Source organism: Halarsenatibacter silvermanii, from assembly GCF_900103135.1.
Classification (GTDB): domain Bacteria; phylum Bacillota; class Halanaerobiia; order Halanaerobiales; family Halarsenatibacteraceae; genus Halarsenatibacter; species Halarsenatibacter silvermanii.
This window is the reverse complement of the sequence record NZ_FNGO01000027.1, coordinates 13,994-33,025: the sequence shown is the minus strand read 5'-3', so window position 1 is coordinate 33,025 and position 19,032 is coordinate 13,994. Positions and strand designations below refer to the sequence as shown.

The 19,032-nt window shown below is 33.5% G+C and carries 16 protein-coding genes and 1 pseudogene; 16 read left to right on the top strand and 1 reads right to left on the bottom strand.

Annotated features, from left to right (window positions below):
• Positions 1-923: 923 nt before the first annotated feature.
• The 13 genes from BLT15_RS11325 to BLT15_RS11265 all read left to right on the top strand — a co-directional run bounded on the left by BLT15_RS11325 (position 924) and on the right by BLT15_RS11265 (position 15,040).
• Complete coding sequence (locus BLT15_RS11325) at positions 924-2,111, top strand: C45 family autoproteolytic acyltransferase/hydrolase (RefSeq protein ID WP_159429930.1); 1,188 nt, start codon at positions 924-926, stop codon at positions 2,109-2,111.
• Between the two features lie 113 nt (positions 2,112-2,224).
• The gene (locus BLT15_RS11320; RefSeq protein WP_089761830.1) at positions 2,225-2,746 is read left to right on the top strand and encodes a MarR family transcriptional regulator; all 522 of its coding nucleotides are present in this window, start codon (positions 2,225-2,227) and stop codon (positions 2,744-2,746) included.
• A gap of 244 nt (positions 2,747-2,990) precedes the next feature.
• A complete protein-coding gene (locus BLT15_RS11315) occupies positions 2,991-4,808 on the top strand; it encodes an ABC transporter ATP-binding protein (protein ID WP_089761828.1) in 1,818 nt (605 codons plus the stop codon).
• Between the two features lie 88 nt (positions 4,809-4,896).
• Positions 4,897-5,880: a sulfotransferase domain-containing protein gene (locus tag BLT15_RS11310; protein WP_089761826.1), complete on the top strand. Its 984-nt coding sequence runs from the start codon at positions 4,897-4,899 to the stop codon at positions 5,878-5,880.
• Between the two features lie 481 nt (positions 5,881-6,361).
• A complete protein-coding gene (locus BLT15_RS11305) occupies positions 6,362-7,099 on the top strand; it encodes a hypothetical protein (protein ID WP_089761824.1) in 738 nt (245 codons plus the stop codon).
• Positions 7,100-7,258: 159 nt separating this feature from the next.
• Positions 7,259-7,495 (top strand): hypothetical protein, encoded by a 237-nt coding sequence (locus BLT15_RS11300; protein WP_089761821.1) that lies wholly within the window; start codon positions 7,259-7,261, stop codon positions 7,493-7,495.
• Between the two features lie 5 nt (positions 7,496-7,500).
• Entirely contained in the window at positions 7,501-8,202 is a 702-nt protein-coding gene (locus BLT15_RS11295) for an FkbM family methyltransferase (protein WP_143423081.1), read from the top strand.
• Between the two features lie 47 nt (positions 8,203-8,249).
• The gene (locus tag BLT15_RS11290; protein ID WP_159429929.1) at positions 8,250-9,275 is read left to right on the top strand and encodes a glycosyltransferase family 2 protein; all 1,026 of its coding nucleotides are present in this window, start codon (positions 8,250-8,252) and stop codon (positions 9,273-9,275) included.
• 152 nt (positions 9,276-9,427) lie between these two features.
• A complete protein-coding gene (locus tag BLT15_RS11285; RefSeq protein WP_089761815.1) occupies positions 9,428-9,766 on the top strand; it encodes a transposase in 339 nt (112 codons plus the stop codon).
• A gap of 665 nt (positions 9,767-10,431) precedes the next feature.
• On the top strand, positions 10,432-11,652 hold the full coding sequence (locus BLT15_RS11280; protein ID WP_159429927.1) for a glycosyltransferase: 1,221 nt from the start codon (positions 10,432-10,434) through the stop codon (positions 11,650-11,652).
• A gap of 12 nt (positions 11,653-11,664) precedes the next feature.
• The gene (locus BLT15_RS11275; RefSeq protein ID WP_089761811.1) at positions 11,665-12,639 is read left to right on the top strand and encodes a hypothetical protein; all 975 of its coding nucleotides are present in this window, start codon (positions 11,665-11,667) and stop codon (positions 12,637-12,639) included.
• Positions 12,636-13,622, top strand: coding sequence for an ATP-grasp fold amidoligase family protein (locus BLT15_RS11270; RefSeq protein WP_200769760.1), 987 nt, complete (start codon positions 12,636-12,638; stop codon positions 13,620-13,622). The genes BLT15_RS11275 and BLT15_RS11270 overlap by 4 nt, the downstream gene beginning before the upstream one ends.
• A gap of 248 nt (positions 13,623-13,870) precedes the next feature.
• Positions 13,871-15,040, top strand: coding sequence for a glycosyltransferase (locus BLT15_RS11265; protein ID WP_089761809.1), 1,170 nt, complete (start codon positions 13,871-13,873; stop codon positions 15,038-15,040).
• Positions 15,041-15,138: 98 nt separating this feature from the next.
• On the opposite strand, the pseudogene BLT15_RS11260 reads toward BLT15_RS11265, so the two are convergent.
• Positions 15,139-16,188: pseudogene (locus BLT15_RS11260) on the bottom strand (IS6 family transposase).
• A gap of 127 nt (positions 16,189-16,315) precedes the next feature.
• Here BLT15_RS11260 and BLT15_RS11255 point away from each other — a divergent pair.
• The 3 genes from BLT15_RS11255 (at position 16,316) to BLT15_RS11245 (ending at position 18,956) form a co-directional block, all read left to right on the top strand.
• Complete coding sequence (locus BLT15_RS11255) at positions 16,316-17,419, top strand: EpsG family protein (RefSeq protein ID WP_089761807.1); 1,104 nt, start codon at positions 16,316-16,318, stop codon at positions 17,417-17,419.
• Positions 17,420-17,661: 242 nt separating this feature from the next.
• Entirely contained in the window at positions 17,662-17,940 is a 279-nt protein-coding gene (locus BLT15_RS11250) for a helix-turn-helix domain-containing protein (protein ID WP_089761805.1), read from the top strand.
• A gap of 29 nt (positions 17,941-17,969) precedes the next feature.
• Entirely contained in the window at positions 17,970-18,956 is a 987-nt protein-coding gene (locus BLT15_RS11245; RefSeq protein WP_268762259.1) for an IS3 family transposase, read from the top strand.
• The last annotated feature ends 76 nt before the right edge of the window (positions 18,957-19,032 follow it).

The window sequence follows — 19,032 nt, the reverse complement described above, 5'->3', positions numbered from 1 at the left end:
TTCCCTTCTTTCACAATTTCTTTTATAAAAGCCATTAAGTTTCGCGCCTATCTGTATTAAAATTATATCACATTCAGCAGGATTATGGAAAGGCCTGGCTGTATCTGGATTTTATATGTAAAAATATGAGGATCTTCTTGTCTTCGGTTAATAGGTGTGTAAAACCTCATTTAGTTGTACTGGAAGATATAAAGCTTCGTTCACAATGAAATTTTTCCCCGGCTTACGTTTAGTTTTCGGCCAAAAAATTGCGCTCTCTTCGCGAGAGCTCGTCCCTGAGCTCACGCTCAGCCCGGCACATCCTGAGCCGGGGACACTATTTTTTGGCCATGAACTTAACCTGAGTTTCGAAAAATTTCGAGTATCACTTTGCTTTATATCTTCCAGCCACTATTGTTATGATAGTGGTCTTATACGATATTTATCAACTGATAACAAGAAGATCCAAATATGATTTGTTGAATCCACTGGTTTCCAGCTATTTTTTGTTGATATCATAATTGTAATACATGTGTTTGCAGAACTCAAGTATTTTATGCAAAAATTTTATATTTATATTTCAACTGAGCAAAATTGGGTTATTAAGCTTCTAATAGCTATAGCTTTTATTGGCAGCTGTTTACTTTTGCCAATAAATTATCAGGCAGCAGATCTGCCTGCGGCGGCTGCGTGTAAATGCTGAAATAAACAGGGATGTATGTTATAATAAAACAGATAAGTTTTGGCACTGTATATCTGGCTCTCATGGAACTGAGTTTGAGAGCGAGAGCAGCGATATAGATTGTGGGAGACTATTCCCCGCAGACTACAGAAGTTTCCGGGAGTGAGTTCCCATTTCTAAAAAAATCCTGGTTTTAGGCCTGTTAATCATGGTGCTGGCGGTTTTGGCCGGGGGGTATCTATATTTAAACTACCCCCTAAGGGTGGATGAGGATTTACAGGAACAGGCGGAAGAGATTACAGTGGAGGAAGATAATAGATCTCAGATAGGTCCGGTGGACCTGATCAGGGTAGAGGGCAGTCCCTATGAGATGGGCTACCAGCAGGGGGCATTACTGTCAGAGGAGATTGCAGAGCTGATAGACTTGATGTATGAAGAAGCATTTGCCCTGCAGGAGGAGAGCCTGCCCCGGAGGCTTGTGGCAGAGTTTTATATGCGCCGGGCAGCCCTGAGTTTCTTCGGACAGACTCCCGACAGGTTCCGCCGGGAAATGCAGGGGATTGCCGATGGGGCAGAGGCTGACCTGTATGATATTCTGCTGCTCAATGTCTATGACGAGCTGTTTAATCTGGCGGGATGTACCAATATAGCCGTCTGGGGAGAGAATACGCGGGAAAATGAACTGTTGATGGGGAGAAACCTGGACTATTATTATCCGCAGATTATGTATGACAGACAGGTTGTCACCCATTATATACCGGAGGAGGGCAGCCAGTTTGCTGCCGTTGATTTCCCCGGCTATATAGGTGTATTGACCGGGCTGAACCAGCAGGGGCTGGCCCTGGGCAGTTTGACGGCTCCGGCGCCAGAAAACTCCCTGGAGGGTGTGCCTACGGGAATTGTTTACCGGATGATAATGGAAACCGCCGGCAGCCTGGAGGAGGCTGAAGAATTACTGCGCGATAACCCCCGGACCATAGGGAATAATCTGCTGGTGGCAGCAGCCAAGTCCCGGCAGGCCTATATCTTTGAAATATCTCCAGCGGAAGTTTACACCAGAAAGCCCGCCGGGGAGGAGAACTTTATAGCAGCAGCCAACCACTTTAATGAGCTGGAAAATGAAACTCTGCGCGAGAGCAGCCTGTTTCGCCAGGAGAGAGCCGAGGAGCTCCTGGCAGAATTTACAGCCGGGGAAAGTGAGGCAGAAGCAGCCGGAAGGGACCGTCAGGACGTGATCGATATCCTTAATGACCGGGAACAGATTGAAATTGAGGATTATGGCTTTTATTCTATCGGCAATAACAGAAACATCCAGAGTGCGGTAATACAGCCGGATCAGCTGGAGATGTGGTTGAGCATAAATCAGGACCTGCCCGCGGCCGACGGGGATTTTTATGGTCTGAAGCTAAAACCGGAAGAGGAGAAAATTTCTCCCATCGGGGAGGAATAAAGCCAGCTATCTATAATAGGTTATATAGGTGTTTTAAAATTGAACAGGGATATATTTTCGGGCATAACAGTAAATTTTGCCGTATATTATGATAACAGGGCGTGTTAAAAGCCATGGATGCAGAAAAAGAGATAGATGTCCTGAAAGCTTTAGCCAATATGGATGACCCTTCCCAGCGGGATATCGAAAAACATACCGATATGTCCCTGGGCACCATCAATGCCGTGATAAAAAAATGTGTCAGCAAGGGTCTGATCAAGATAGAGGGGGCTTCCGGGGCCTCCATGAAGTACATACTCACACCCCGGGGCATAAAAAAACTCACCGCCCGCACCCTTAATTACATACAATCATCCTACCGGGCCATCAAAAAACTGCGGCAGACGGTCAAAAACAGAGCCCAAAAGGATGCAGAAGCCGGACGCAGCATCTACCTGTATGGAGCAGAAGATGAGGTGGGGGAGCTGGTGGAAACAACGCTGGCTGAGCTGGGTCTGGAGTATGAAGTAAAAGAGGAACTCAAGGAAATTCCTGACAGGGGCACGGTGGTTTATTACTGGAACCCGGAACTGCGGGAAGAGATAGAAACAGAAGAGTTAACCGCCTGTAATGTGCTGAAACTGTCGGATATATAGAGCCGGTCAAGCAGTATACCGGCTGCAAGGATTGGGTAATCAGCTGTTAGATATAGTTTGGCAGGCAGGAATTCAGTCATCTGTAATGAATATTGATTACAGGTGTTTACAGAATGAACAGATTTCAGGAAAAATATTGTAATTTACAAGAAAATGTAAAGTAAAAAAATAAATAGATATGACGCTGGTTGTAGAAACAGAAGTCAATATGATAATATAGGGTAGATTTCAGGGGGATACATAAATGTACGGAGACTTTAAGAAGCTATTATCTTTATTTAATAGAAAAGAGCGGCTGCAGATTGCCGGTATTATGTTTTTAGTGTTTATCATGGCTTTATCGCAGACTATAGGTGTAGTTTCTGTGCTGCCCTTCATGGATCTTCTCATGAACCCGGAGATGGTGCAGGAAAATGAGATCATGAACTGGGTCTATACCACCTTTGCCTTTGAGGATACCATGTCCTTTCTCTATTTTGCCGGTATTGCCATGTTTTTGATTATACTGATCACCAATGCCATCTCCATATTCACCGTCTGGGTCAAAAACAAGTTCATCTGGCGTAAAAGCCATAAACTGGCCATGGATCTATTAAGCAAATACACCTACAGCCCCTATACATTTTTCATACAGCATAACAGCTCAGACCTGACCAAGAACGTGGTGCAGGAAGTTAAGCAGCTGTCCAAGTACATACTTCGCTATGGGGCCGATCTACTCACTCATAGTTTGATAGCAGTGTTCATAATCGTCACCATGTTCATAGTCAATCCCATTATCTCCTTCTTTGCCCTGGTAGTGATGGGGGGCCTCTACGGGGCTATCTACCTGTATGTGCGCATGAAGTTAAAGATAGCCGGTGATAAGAGGTTAAAAGCCAATGAGTACCGCTATAAGTATGTGAGCGAGATATTCAACGGTATCAAGGATGTTAAGATCAATGACCGGGAAGAGTATTTTCTGGATAAATTTCGTGAGAATTCTTTAAAGGAGGCCGACAATAGAGCTTACAGCAAGGCAGTAGGAAGAATACCCCGCTATCTGCTGGAGGTTTTAGTCTTCGGCGGTATCATGATATTAACGCTTTATTTCATGACCATGCAGGGTACCATACATGATGTCATACCCATACTCAGTTTTTTTGCCTTCGCCGCCCTGCGCCTGCGGCCTTCATTGGATAAAGTTTTTAGATCGGCCACAAAAGTCAGATTCAACAAATCGGTGCTGGATTTAATCCACGAGGAGTTCAACCGCGAGTTTGAAGAGCAGAAACACAGGATGGTGAGAGCTGTAAACAGCTCTGACAGTGAAGAAAGCCTGATGTTTGAGGATAAACTGGAACTGGATAATATCACCTTTACATATCCCCGGGCTGACAGGCCGGCGATAAGAGGTGTGAACCTGGAGGTCGATAAATATGAGTCGGTGGGTATTGTGGGGGAGACCGGGGCCGGTAAGACAACACTGGTTGATATCATTCTGGGCCTGTTAAAACCCCAGAGCGGGGATATAAAGGTTGATGGTTTGCCCCTGACAGGAGATAATATCGAGGCCTGGCAGAGCATGATAGGTTATGTGCCCCAGGAGATATTCATCACCGATGATACCATCATCAACAACATAGCCTTCGGTGTGGATGAAGAGGATATAGATATAGAGCAGGTCAAGAAAGCTGCCAAAATAGCCAGTATCCATGAATTTATTGAGGGTGAGCTGGAAAAAAGCTATAAGACGGTGCTGGGAGAGAGGGGAGTTTGCTTCAGCGGCGGTCAACGCCAGCGGATAGGGTTAGCCCGTGCTCTCTACTTTGATCCCGAAGTGCTGGTATTAGATGAAGCCACCAATTCGCTGGATAACAGGACACAGCAGCAGATCATTCAGTCTTTGAGTGAAATAACCGAGATCAAGACGCTTATAACTATAGCTCATAGATTCAAGACGGTGGAGAACTGTGACAGGTTGTATATGATGGATAAGGGTAGAATAGTGGCAGAGGGCAGCTATGAGGAACTGCTGCAGAATAATGTGGCCTTTAGGTCACTGGCTAAGGCGAATAGGTGATTTTGAGCATAAGAAACGATTTTAGAGTTGAGGATTATAATGTTTCAGAAAAGAAATTAAAGGGAAATAGATTGAAAAGGGGTTAAAAATGAGTAAAGAGATAGTATTTCATATCGGATATCCGAAAACAGCAACTTCAACATTACAAACATTTTTCACTAAGTTAGGGGAAATGGGCAAAATTAATTACTTTGGTAAAGATTATAATGTAAAGCCTAAGAAAAGACTTAATCATCACTTTAGGAATTTGATTCTGGGTGAAAATATTTATAATCCTAAACATGAAAACAAAGAGTTTATTTCAAGTAAGAAAAATTTAATATCTGATGAATGGTATACTTGTTCAAGTTTGAAATATGCTTTAGAAACTAAGCAAAATTTACAGGCTCAATATTTTCCTCTGAGATTTAAAAATCTATTTTCAAAAAACATTGATTTAAAAATCTTAGTAACCATAAGAAATCAAATTGAGATTATTTACTCTTATTTTGTCCAAATTTATTTTAGGTATAAAAATTATTTGAAATATGAGACCTTTAGTGATTTTCTAAAAAGTGAAATAAATAAAGACTATAATGGAGAATTAAATCAATTTTACTATTTTGATATATTAAGTCAGTATGCAGATTGTTTTGGTTGGGCAAATATTTACATTTTATTTTTTGAAGATATCAAACATGATATCAATGATTATGCTGAAGAAATCACAAAGATTTTAGGCCTAACAAAAAAAGATAAAAAGAATTTACTTTCTCATTTTAATGATGTCAATAAAAAGAAAAGAGAAAAGACAAAGTCTGGAAAGCTAAGAAGGAAAACTAGAAAAAATCTTTTAGGCGAAACAATGGTGGATATATACAGAAAATACGAAATTTCACCTCTTCAAAAGTTAAAGCCTATAGCTAAATATTTTTATAGAAAAATAGGACGCAAAAAACGAGAGAAAAACATCAGAAAACCAAATTCTAAAGAAAGAAAAATGATATTTGATGAGTTTAAAAATAACAATATAAGGTTAGCTGATAAATTCAATTTAAACAAGGCGAAAATGAAAAAGTATAATTATATTTGAGCTTGGAATGTTAGATAGTTTGTAAAGATCAACTCCAAAAGCACATACTATATTTTTGGAAGAAAAATCCGATTTAAAATCTGGAAATTATGGAAGGAGCCTCAGTACTATCAAGCAAAAAAATTAGTAAAATGCGATATTTTAATGATGAATTGTGATGAGGCTGAATATTGTATACTAAAGAAGATCAAAATATAACTTGAATGTTTAATTTGTGAAATATATTTGCACTAAGATTAAAATCATTTCATTGAGAAGTGCTGCTGAGCTAGGCTGAGGTACTCAATAGTCACTGAAGGAAATTCTGCCAAGGAAGAACTACAGAATGATTTAGCTTAACAAATTGTTAGCTAACGTAGATAAGTGATAGGTTGTAATAGTAAATGATTGACGAACTGAGAGAAAAGGTAAAAAAATTAAAGGACAATTTTTTGTTTGGTCTTTAATAAAAGAACCCAAAAAACATAGGAAAGGACTTTTTATGTTAAACTCAAAAATTTATAAAAAAATCAAGAATAAAGATATTAATGATATATTTAAATATATAAATAATAAGTTTAAACGCTCATATTTTTCTAAAATGCATATAAGAGGTTACACCGATGCTACTGTAGATAAAATTTTATGGGTTAATCCCGATGATATTGTTTTTGAAACTAATTCTTCTATATACTATTCATCCCTTAATAAAAGAGGAGTTATATTTAGTGGAAAGTGGGATTTAAATTTAAATAAATTTACTGAGAGAATTCCATATAGGTCGCTCAAAAAACACTTTGTGGATGGAATAATTTGGGAGCAAACAGAATATTATAAATTACGCGTAAGAGGAGAGTATGGAACTCTTAAAAGAAAAGAAAAGATTGATCAATATTTTTTTTTGATAGATAAGTTGTATGAAAACATTCAAAAAAAAGGATACAAATTAAGCAAAAATGTTGCAAGTGAAACTAAAGAAAGTTGGCTTAGTAGTCCTGGAGAAATCAAGATTAATTTAGGCAGATACGGAGGGCTTATTTGGCATTTTGAAGGACAGCATCGATTGAGCATTGCGAAAATTTTGGGTTTGAAAAGAGTACCTGTTAAAGTTTTGGCAAGACATAAAAAATGGCAGGATATTAGAGATAATATTAAATATGCGTCTAATTTATCTAGAAAAAAGAAGCTTAGAAAATATTTAGAACACCCAGATTTACTTGACTTATATAAATTCATTTAAAGTTCAATAACAATATTTGAACATAACAGAGTAAGTGACGGTTCAATTTCTAAAACTGTAATTGAATTTTTATAATTAATTCAGACTGGATGTACTTAAGGCCTCTTCCAAATTTTATAAGTATAATGTAATTGCCTCCTTAAAAGGAAGGTGTTAAAAATGACAAAAGATCTAAATAATAAAACGAAAGATTATAATAAAAGAAATAAATTCGAGAAATTTTGTAATACTGTGAATGAGATGGGTTTTTTGAGTGCAATTAATAGAGTTAGACGTTATTTATCTTATAAATTTTTAAAATCTATAGAAAAAAAATTATCTGAGAGGTATTACTTTAAAATTTGTAATTTTTTATTTAGAATTGATGGCATAAAGTTTGAATATAAAAAAATTTGATTTTAATGAAGGACTATAGTGTTAATCACAAATGCAAAGAAGAAATTTATATTCCTTCTATAGAAAGGGCTGCTAAAAGATACCTTAGCAATAATATTGCGCCAGGTATAAGAAACGGAAAGAAAAAAATGTTAAACAAATATATTCCCCAGAACTCTAATAATATGCTTGAAGGCTCAAAAATACTCGATGTTGGAGCAAATATAGGAGAATTTTCGTTAGTAGCTTTAGATAATGGTGCTCAGAAAGTCATAGCTATAGAACCTGACCCACTAATTTATTATGCTTTAAAAGAAAATTTAAAGATGCATCTCAATAAAACAGAAGTATATGATATTGCATTTAGTAATTTTAACGGGAGAGAAACATTTTATTTGCAATCTAACACAGCTGATTCATCATTAGTCGAGTTTGATAATTATGAAAAAGCAATTGAAGTTAAGGTTTGCAAAATTGATAGCTTTTTTGACCAGGAAATATTAGATAAGATCGATATTTTAAAGATGGATGCTGAAGGTGGGGAACCAGAGATTTTAAAAGGGGCTCAGAGACTTTTAGAAAATTTAAATTATGTAACTATTGATGTTAGTGCTGAAAGAAAAGGAGAAAAAACTATGAAAGATTGTAAAAAAATATTGAAAAAATATAATTTTGATTTAAGGATAGTCAATGAAGAAAACGTTCTTATAGGAAGAAAAGATAATTAGTATTGATATCAATTATATATCTGTTGGCACCAATGAAAGGAGGGGGCTTGATTAAGTCTAAAATTACAGTTTTGATGCCTGTTTTTAACTCTGAACAGTATTTAGAAAAAGCAATTGAGAGCATTTTAGACCAAAATTATTCTAACATAGAATTTTTGATAATAAATGATGGCTCTACAGATCAAAGTGAAGAAATAATTAAGTCATATGATGATAATAGAATTAGATTAGTAAATAATAAGAAAAATATGGGTTTGCCATGTAGCTTAAACAAGGGAATGAAGATTGCGGAAACTAAATATTTGGCTAGAATGGATTCTGATGATATAAGTAAGCCAAATAGATTGAGCGAACAATTTAGTTTTATGGAGAAAAATACAGAATGTGGTATAGTGGGAACATGGGCTAAAAAAATTTATGAGAAAAACAATTTACGAAGAATTGTAGAAAAAAATATAATGAAGCGCCCAACTAAATTTTCAGACATTAAAGCTAACCTATTGTTTGGCAACCCTTTAATACATCCTAGTGTAATGATGAATTTGAAAAAAATGAAAAAACATAATTTATTTTACAATGAGAAATTTGATACGTCTCAAGATAAGGAATTATGGAAAAGATGTATAAAACATTTTAAAATAAAAAACATTCCAAAGCCATTAGTAAAATACAGAGTACATGAAAAAAGTAATAGAAAGTTAAATCCTAAAAACCATGAAAAAAATAAAATTAAAATATATAAAAAAACATTAAGTAACTTAGATTTGAATTTAAATTTATCCACTTTTTATATCAATGAGAAAAAAAGCAAAGATTTAATAAATAGAATAGAAAATGATTTGATAAAATTGTATAATTTTTTATTAAAACACAGAGATTATGAAAAAGATAGTCTTAAAAGGGAAATAAATAAAAGATGGTTCAAAGTTTGTTATAAGTCAGCTAATTTAGGTTGGTGGGTATATAGAAAATATAAATCTTTTCCATTAAGAAGAAATATATTGTCTAGAAGGAGAAAAATTAAATTTATTGTTAAGTGTATATTCAAGAAAAGTTCTTTTACGTTTTTATAGATTATATAAATTTTAGCCTTAATTTAATGCACTGTTTTTGATAAATATTAATCAGGCCTTCCCTGGTAAAACCTAATTTTTCACCCACGGAAACGGAGAAGAAGCGAAACTTTAAATCCTTGAGTCAGGAGGACGAAAATCACACTAAAAAGATGTGTGACCTGAGCTCATATTCAGTTTATTGTCGCTATTTGCGTCAGCTCAAAGATGGAACACTAACACTTGATAAAGGACAAACTCGCGAATATGCCCGATATGATGGGAAATACCTTATCGAAACTTCTGATGATAAACTTTCGGCTGAGTATGTGGCCTTAAGATACAAACAGCTGGTAGATATAGAGGATGTCTTCCTCGGCATAAAGAGTAATCTGGAAATTAAACCTATGTATTATCGAACGGAGGATAGAATTTGCTCCCACGTTAAGCTCTGCTGGTTAGGAATGCTTTTGGTTAGAGTGATTGAAAATGAAACAGCAAAAACCTGCTGAAAGGTCAGAAAAAAACTCTCCCGGATTAGAGCAGGAGATTTTTCTTTTGATTCTGGCACGGTGAAAAAAATGACAGGATTCAATCCTCATCAGCTTGAGCTCCTTCAATGCAATGGGGGTTGGCAGACCTCCAAAATATCTAGATATGGAAGCTAAATCATAGATACAGCAATATCTCATTCCAAAATGGGTTTCTATCCTGTCAAATTAAACGGGATAAAAACTTTTTTTACATAAGCACTGTGGAACTCGGGTGAAAATAAAAACTGGCAAGATACTATATATTTTGAGCGATATAATAAGTATAAGGCAGGTAAATGTTCTATGATATAGAGGGACAATTTATCTGATGATAACTTTAAAAAGTTTGTAAAAGTAACAGATTCGAGTTTAGAATGTGTTTTTGAAGATATTCAAAAAAACGGCTATAAGTTAAATTCATCTATTAAAAAAATGTAAGTGTATGTGTAACAAGAAATGGGGAAATTATAAAAAGCGGGTTAGATGGTTATCACAAATTTGCAATTGCTAAAATTTTGGGATTTAAAAATGCCAGTAATAGTTACTATATGACACAAGCAATATATAGATTGGGTTAAAAAATACAGATATTGATAAAATAACTCCCGAGACAACAATTAAACCTATACTGAATGGCAGGGTTGATGAGATTAAAAAATAGAGGTGAAATTATGCATATTTTACATATACCCTTATCTTTGCCTAGATATTCTCATAAGCCCAGTGGGACATACATTATAGATTTAGTTAATTTATTAAATAATCACTCATTAAACAGTGGGTTAATATTTGTACAGCAACGCAGAATAAAAAAGAAAAATAAATTTCCTTTTCTATATTTTACTAAAGGTAAATATGACGAGGTGGTTTTTGGGAAAAAACAGATAAATTTAAAATGGAAAAATAAATTTTTTTTAATTCCAACTAATAAAAGAAATAAAGACAGTAAATGGCAAAAATACATGTTTGAATTGTTTCAAGAATATATTGGGGAGTACGGGAAACCTGATTTATTACACTGTCATTCAGGTAGGGGGGCAGGGGAATTAGCTTTAAAAATTAATGATAAATATTCTATTCCCTATATAGTAATGGAACATAATCCTATTTATTTGACAGGCAATATTTCCTCAGGAGAAAAGAAAAGACTTAAAAAAGTATACAATAAAGCTGCTAAGATATGTCCGGTTTCAAATCAAATGAATAAGACTATTAAACCTTTGGTTAATGCTGATAAAATAAAAGTAGTTCCTAACTTTGTATCAAAGATTTATGAAAAACCAATAGAAGACCCAGAAATTAAAAGCAATAAAAATCACTTATTAACTATAGTTTCAAGATTGGATGATAACAAAAATGTATCAATGGGTATAAAGGCTTTTAATTTATTTCAAAAAGAGTTCCCTAATTCAAAACTAGAAATTTTCGGGAAGGGAGATAAAGAAAAAGATTTAAAAAATTTAACTAATCAATTAAACTTAAGTGGAAAAGTGAAATTTCATGGCTTTAAACAAAAAGAGGTTATCTGTCAATATTTAACCAAATCAAAAATTTTGCTTCAATGTTCATATAATGAGTCTTTTGGAGTTCCAATCATTGAGGCTTTAGCACGTGGTTGTTTTGTTGTTGCAACTAAGTCAGGCGGTCCTGAAGAAATATCTAAAAATGTTGAAGGCATTAAATTGGTTGAAAAGGATGACCATGTGGAAATGAGCAAGAAAATGAAAGAAATAATAATAAGTGGTTTCGATTTGAAAAAGATCAAATGGATCAGAAGAAACATGTTAAATATATATGGCAGAGAAAATGTAGCAGAAGAATGGTTGGGAATTTACAGAGATATAATTAATAACAGAGTAGAATAGGAGTTTTCCCGTTTGGATAATATTGCTGATAATAAAATTTTGGAAATTTGCAAAGAAAAAAATATAAATATTTCTTCTTATGAGAAAATAAAAGGTAAGGGTAATCTATACAAAATAACTGCCGAAAACGATAATAAATATGTTATAAAAAAGGCAGACAAAAATAGTTTATTTAAGAATTTGAAAATAATAAATGAAAGTCATATGTATTATAATTTATATAAGCAAGATGATCTTCCTTTTGAGTTATTGAAAATTGAAGATACAAATTATAAAGATTATATTATTTTTGAGTATTTAGATGGAAAATTTCATTTGCATAATATAGAGATTGAAATTAATAGACAAATTGATATATTTTTCTCTCTGCAGACTTTGCCAATAAAAAATAATTTTATTAATTCTATGCCAAAATATAGTGAGATATTTATAAATATAAAATTTTCACCTTTATATAAAACTATTCGGAGAATTTTAAAAGGCAAAATTTTTAGGAGTCTGAGCTTAAGAGAAAATTTTAAATTAATAAAAGTTATTTTCTCGTGCCTTGTTTTTCCGCCTAAAAGTAACAATAAATTTATAATTCATAATGATGCTCAAAATATTGCAAAAGACAAAAATGATAAAAAATATTTGTATGATTTGGAAACAGCAATTATAACAAGAAATATACTTTATTTATTTATTGATGTAATTCATTTAGCTATTAATCAAAAAGCAAAAAATATAAAAATAAACTATGAAATTATAATTGAATTTATAAAAAAATACAAAAAAAGTGATATTAATGTATTAGAAAATCATGATATATCGCAAATGATTAGATTTGCTCTAATTGAAAGGTTTGTGCATTTAATTGTGTCTGATAAAACAATTGAAAAAAAGAAAAATATGTATATAGAATTTTTAAGAAACGTTGTGCTTGATTTTAACAAGTATAAAAATTGGCTTCAAAATAATTTTGGAGATATTGAGGTGAAAGAGTGATTAGTAAATTAAAAAAGAATTTAAAACGAATTGCTAAAGAAAACATCAAAATATATAATGTCTTATATAAGCTCAGAGTTTTTTATTGGAAATATTTGTATCTCAAGATAGGTGAAGTTTTGAACTATAAATTTGAAAGAAAGAAGTTTTATGCAGCTCATGGATACAAATTGGATTTAAATAACCCAAAATCATTTAATGAAAAAATTGTGTGTAAAAAAATTTTTGACAGGAATGATCTATTACCGGTAGTAGAGGATAAATATAGGGTTAGAAAATATTTGAAATCAAAACTTGGAAATAATAAAGCAGAAGAGGTATTAGTGCCATTGTTGTATGAAACTAAGGAACCACAAAAGATTCCTTTTGTGGACCTTCCAAATGAATTTATAATTAAAGCCAATCATGGTTCTGGAAAAAATCTTATTGTTGAAAACAAAAATAAGTTTGACAAAAAAATAATATTAAATAAATGCAAAAGATGGTTAAATACCCCACAGGGATTACATAAACGTGAATGGGCATATCAACCAATTAACAGAAGAATAATTATTGAAAGATTACTTAAAACTAAAAACGGGATGATACCCGAAGACTACAAATTTTTTATATTTAATGGAGCATGTGCTTTTATACAAGTTGATATTGATAGACATAACAAAGAAGAAGAGCATAAAAGATCTTTATTTTGGCCGGACTGGGAATATATAGATGGTTCTTTAAAATATCCTCAAGGCCCTTGCATCGAGCAGCCATCGCAATTAACTGAAATGATAAGTTTAGCTGAAAAGTTAGGAGAAGATTTTGATGCAATTCGAGTTGATTTATACTTAGTAAATGGAAAAATTTATTTCGGTGAACTAACTAACTATCATGGTTCCGGTATGGAAAAATTCACACCGAAAAAACTTGATTTTGAAATGGGTAGAAAATGGAAAATAACAAATGAATATAAAAAAGAAAATTGGCGAGCAATCAATTAAAAAGTCATTTATATCTAAGTGGCTTTGGACTGCATATAATGTTTTTAAGTCTTCAATATAGCTTTAATTTTTTATTGCATTGCATAAAGTTGAAAAATCTGAAGCTATAATTTTGCCATAAATAATAAGTCCCTGTTTAATTAAAATTTCTCTAAATTGCTTTTTGTAATGTCACTAACGTATCACATTAATTAAAATTTAGATAAGGAACCAGCCTTAAATAGCATTAAAATAGAAAGAGGATTCCTATGAAAAAGAAACTAGCTATAATAATACCAACTTTATCAAATGGTGGTGCTCAAAGAATAGTTTCTAACCTTTCTCAGGCAGCACATCAAAAATTTGATATCCATATTGTTTTGTATAGAAAAGATGTTACTTATCCTTATAATGGAAACTTACACATCGCTGGAGATTGTGATAATAAGAAAGGCAGATTGTTTAAAAATATTGTGCAAACCAAAAATATTAATAATATCTTAAAACAGATCAAACCCGATATAACCTTGAGTTTTCTGCCAAATGCCAACTTGAATAATATTTTAGTTGGTGAAGGAAAGAAAGTTTTATCAGTTAGGAATATGAGAAGTTATAGTCTTTCTGGGAAAAGAGGTTTGATTTATAAAATATTAATAAAAAGCTTATATAATAAAGCTGACAATATTGTTGCTATTTCTAAAGGCGTAAAAAAAGATTTAATTGACAATTTTAATATTGATGAGAGTTTGATAGAGGTAATATACAATATATGCAATTTAGATATGATAAACAAAGAGAAACATAAAAAAATACCTCCAAATGAAAAAAATATATTTAATAACCCTGTTGTGATTAATGTTGGTCGTTTGGTTACCCAAAAAGGCCAATGGCATTTAATTAGATCATTTAAGCAAGTTAAGCAATCAGTAAAAAATGCACAACTAGTGATATTGGGCAAAGGTAATTTAAAAGGGTATTTAGAAGAACTTGCTGAAAAGTTGGATTTATCTGACTCAGTTCATTTTTTAGGGTTTAAAGAAAACCCCTTTAAATACTTATATAATGCCGATATTTTTGTTTTTTCATCGTTATATGAAGGCTTTGGAAATGTGGTGCTAGAAGCTATGGCCTGTGGTTTGCCGATAGTTTCTACAGATTGTTTAGCAGGGCCCAGGGAAATTTTATGCGACAACATTGAGTATAGAATTAATGAAAAAGAATATGGTGAGTATGGAATATTGGTGCCCGTTTTTGATGGTAATAAATATTTTCATACTGATGAAATAACAAAAAATGAGAAAATAATGGCTGAAACTATTATAGAAGTTTTTGGATATGATGAATTAAGGGGAAAGTACGTGAATCAATCTTCAAAAAGAGTACAGGATTTTTCTGTGAATAATATAGTTAGAAAATGGATTGAGTTTTTAGATTATTGAAGAAAGCTAAGTTGAAAAGTGATTAATTAACTAAAAGTTTGGCCCTGTTAAGTAATTATGAAAGATAAGCTAATGTAATCGCAAAAATGCTATCAAATTCAAGCAGCAAAGAACCAGGATTGTTTTAATTGATCAGGATAGTCAGATCCAGCCACCTGAGCTGGGGTAAGATCATTGAGAGATGAATGAGGCCTGATAAAGTTGTAGTAGAAAATGTAGACAGAGATAAGCTGAAGTGCACTCTCATATGTCTTAAAGCCTTTTCGCCCATTGTACCAATCTTTGAAGGTGCCAAAGAAAGATTCAATCACGTTATTAGTTATGTCGTCCTGGAACGATTGAACCTTAATATGTTCTGAGCTATCGAATATTAAACTTGCTGAGACATTGTAAGAACTGTAGCGATCAGAAACGATAGAATTTGGTTGACCATAAACCTCTTTGATCGAATGAAAAAGCTCAAAAGCAGGTTTAGAGCTGCGATAGGGAGACAGATGAAAATCCAGTATATATCTAGTTTCTGAGTCTATCATCACCCAGATATAGTATTTTTGCCCCTGGATTTTGACCACCGTTTCATCCACATGCCATTCATCAGATTCATTTAAGCTATCAGGCATGAATTTGCTGGATTTAATCTGAAAGTAAGGAGCAAATTTTTTCACCCAGGAAGCAATGGATACATGAGATACTTCGACATTATAATAAGCTTTAAGGAACTGAGAGATCTTTCTCGTGGTGGAATTAAGGTGATAATACTGATATAAAGCCATGAGAATAAGATTTGGCGAATGTCTCATCCCCTTGAAATTAAATTAGCCTGGTAGAGATCTGTTCTGAGGCAAAGGTTCAATTTCTCTGAATTTAGGCTTAGAAAAAGAGTGATTACAGCTTTTATCACAGCATCTTAAGTTCTTGTAGTAGTTGTAATCATGATGAAGAAAAGTAGCTTTTCCACATTTAGGACATGGTTGATATTTGTAGTTTTCAGGGTTAAGGTATTTATTTTGTTTTGCAAGAGAAGCTGGGGCAAATTGTCTTCTGCACCTTTGACACTGATATTTTTGGTTATCATAATAGTCAAAACCGTATTTATAGAGGTCGCTGGAATGACATCTGGGACAGGTAACATCATTTGCTTTAGTCATAAATATTAGTCTCCTTTCCTGGGAGGTATTGGGATATTGCTTAAAACTATTGTACCTCCAGGAAGGAGGCTAACTCAAACTTCATATAACTTAACAGGACTAAAAGTTTATCAAGGAGGAATTGTAATTGGTTAGTTCATATATTATATATATTTCAACAGTAATTTTTGCCACAGTTTTTGCCGGTTTAGCTCAAAAATATTGTTATATTAATAAAAAAGGAAATGTAGTTCCTAATAAAATGTTCTGGTTTATGTCAATGGGAATATTGGTTTTTATAATGGGATTTAGGGATTTAAGTGTTGGAGTTGATGGTGGCAATTATTTGAGAATATATAAAAATATTAATGAATTAGGTGTTATAGAATATATTCAAAATACTACTCATGAGCCTGGATATATAATTTTTAATAGACTTATATATTTAATTTTTAATGATTTTCAGTGGGTTTTAATTTTGTCCTCATTATTTATAATCTTTGGTGTTTACAAAGCTTTAGAGTATGAAATAAAAAATATATCTCTTCCATTAGCGGTTTTTATATTCTCAACAACACAGTACTTTTATTATTTCGGAATTATTAGATTAGGTATGGCGGTATCAATAATTGCTTTCGCTTATAGATATATTTTAGAAGATAAAAAGACAAAATATATATTAATGGTACTGGTTGCAACAATGTTTCATTTTTCAGCTTTATTTGCTTTAGGATTAATTTTTTTAACCCAAAGAAAAAAAGGGAAGTTTTATAAAAGAAATATAATAATTATTGCATTAATAGTGCCAGTTGCGTTTTTCATGGTTAGAGCATTTATTTTTCCTTTAATAAATATTGATAGATATCAAAGGTATATACAGTCATCTATTATAGGTATTGATTTAGGTTTTTTGCCTTGGTTACCTTTTTTGTTTTTATTCTTAATCCATTATAATAAGTTTGTTAGAACTAGAAAAAATTATCAATTTTATTTTTACTTATATATAATGAGAATTGTCACGGAAATGTCTTATCCTATATTAGGAGGCGGGAGAATGATATGGTATGTTTATTTGAGTGTATGCTTTCTGTTGCCAGCTACAGTGAGGGTAAATAAAAATAAGTTTGTTAAATTAATTTTATTAGTTGTTATAATATTTTTTAGTATAGTTTATTCTTACCACGCTTATTTTGCTTCATATTCCTATAGAGGCCCCACGATGTTTCCCTATATCAATATAATATTTCAGTAAAAATTTTATATTTTATTGTGGGATTTAACTCAACAGTATAATGTTTCTGAGCCTTCAAGACAGATTTCAAGTATGATATTGTAGTAATACCTACGATAGTAATGGTGGTTGTACGGTTGTGTTCCCCTCCCCTTCCCCGCGGGGAAGGGGAGCCCCCAGAAATTTCCAATAAATTTCAATCTCTATAACGCATTCCATAACGCATTCCGCTTTCTTCTTGCTAAAATAGGAGGGCATTAATCATGAGCAAACATGAAAAGCGTTCACCCAGGAAGAAGCTGGAAATCGTCCTTGAAGGGCTTCAAAGTGACAATATTGCTGAGACCTGTCGTCAGTACGGCATTTATGAAAGTCAATTCTATCAGTGGAAGGACAAACTTGAAGAATCTGCTCCTGATGTTTTCAACAATGGCAAAAGAGACAGAGAAAAAGAGAAACTAAAACGAGAAAATGAGCGTTTAGAAGAAGCTATAGTTGAATTATCCTGTGAGAATCAGACTCTTAAAAAAAACGACAGTTAGGCCTTGAAGGTGATCTTAAAGGCAAATCCATTTCAGCTGAGAACAAACGCAAATTGATGGATATCGTAGAAGAATCAGAGCTGAGCAAAAAGAAAGTCTGTGAAATACTAAAACTCAATCGCAGCCGCTATTATCGCTGGAAAAGACGATACGAAGAACATGGTTTTGCTGGTCTTAAGGATAAAAAGCCCACTCCTAACGGTCCAGTGTATGCGCTTTTAGACGAAGAAAAGGAAGCTATCATCGAATATGCCCTGGATAATCCTGATACAAGACACAGAAAACTGGCTTACGAGCTGCAAAATGAAGACATAGTCCATGTATCTCCATCCAGTGTATATAGAGTTCTCAAAGCTGAAGGGCTCATCAAGGAAAGAACTGAGCCACAGCAGGATACATCAGCAGACGGTAAAATTGAAGTAGAAGACCCCAATAATATGTGGCATCTGGATATAACATACATTCCGATAAAAAATATACACGCCTATCAGATAACCGTTTTAGACGGCTGTTCACGGCTGGCAGTGCATAGTGAGCTCTCCAGGACAATGCAGGCTGACGATATAAAAAGAGTCATGAGCAAAGCTTTATTCAAACAGGATCTTTTTGAGGTAGATGAAGCTGATAGACCCGTACTGGTTACAGACAATGGTTCTCAGATACTCTCACATTCTTTCCAGGATTTCCTGAAAGAGTGGGATATAAAGCATATCAGAACTGCTGTAAGGCATCCAGAATCCAACGGAAAGATTGAAGTGTTTCATAAGACCATCAAGTATGAAAATATCTATGTGCAAAAGCGATATGAAAACTTCTATGAAGCTCAAGAAGACTTAGATGAATTCATAGAGAAATACAATAATGAAAGACTTCATCAGGGCATCGATTTTGTGACTCCCCAGGAAAAACACACAGGCAAAGCCGAGAAAATTATCAATGAACGAGAAAAGAGGCATAAAAAAGCAATTAAGAGAAGAAAGCGGCTAAACAGAGAAGCAAAAGCTCAAGCCGCCTAAGACTACAAAATCAATATCTCTATCTGTTTGATTTGTCAGAAACAGTGCAGACAGGACTACTTTTATAGAAAGGATA

Excerpts from the sequence above, each read along its gene's own strand:
- BLT15_RS11320 (WP_089761830.1), top strand. The coding sequence starts at position 2,225 with ATGGATGCAGAAAAAGAGATAGATGTCCTGAAAGCTTTAGCCAATATG.
- BLT15_RS11315 (WP_089761828.1), top strand. The coding sequence starts at position 2,991 with ATGTACGGAGACTTTAAGAAGCTATTATCTTTATTTAATAGAAAAGAG.
- BLT15_RS11310 (WP_089761826.1), top strand. The coding sequence starts at position 4,897 with ATGAGTAAAGAGATAGTATTTCATATCGGATATCCGAAAACAGCAACT.
- BLT15_RS11305 (WP_089761824.1), top strand. The coding sequence starts at position 6,362 with ATGTTAAACTCAAAAATTTATAAAAAAATCAAGAATAAAGATATTAAT.
- BLT15_RS11300 (WP_089761821.1), top strand. The coding sequence starts at position 7,259 with ATGACAAAAGATCTAAATAATAAAACGAAAGATTATAATAAAAGAAAT.
- BLT15_RS11295 (WP_143423081.1), top strand. The coding sequence starts at position 7,501 with ATGAAGGACTATAGTGTTAATCACAAATGCAAAGAAGAAATTTATATT.
- BLT15_RS11285 (WP_089761815.1), top strand. The coding sequence starts at position 9,428 with ATGTGTGACCTGAGCTCATATTCAGTTTATTGTCGCTATTTGCGTCAG.
- BLT15_RS11280 (WP_159429927.1), top strand. The coding sequence starts at position 10,432 with ATGAGATTAAAAAATAGAGGTGAAATTATGCATATTTTACATATACCC.
- BLT15_RS11265 (WP_089761809.1), top strand. The coding sequence starts at position 13,871 with ATGAAAAAGAAACTAGCTATAATAATACCAACTTTATCAAATGGTGGT.
- BLT15_RS11250 (WP_089761805.1), top strand. The coding sequence starts at position 17,662 with ATGAGCAAACATGAAAAGCGTTCACCCAGGAAGAAGCTGGAAATCGTC.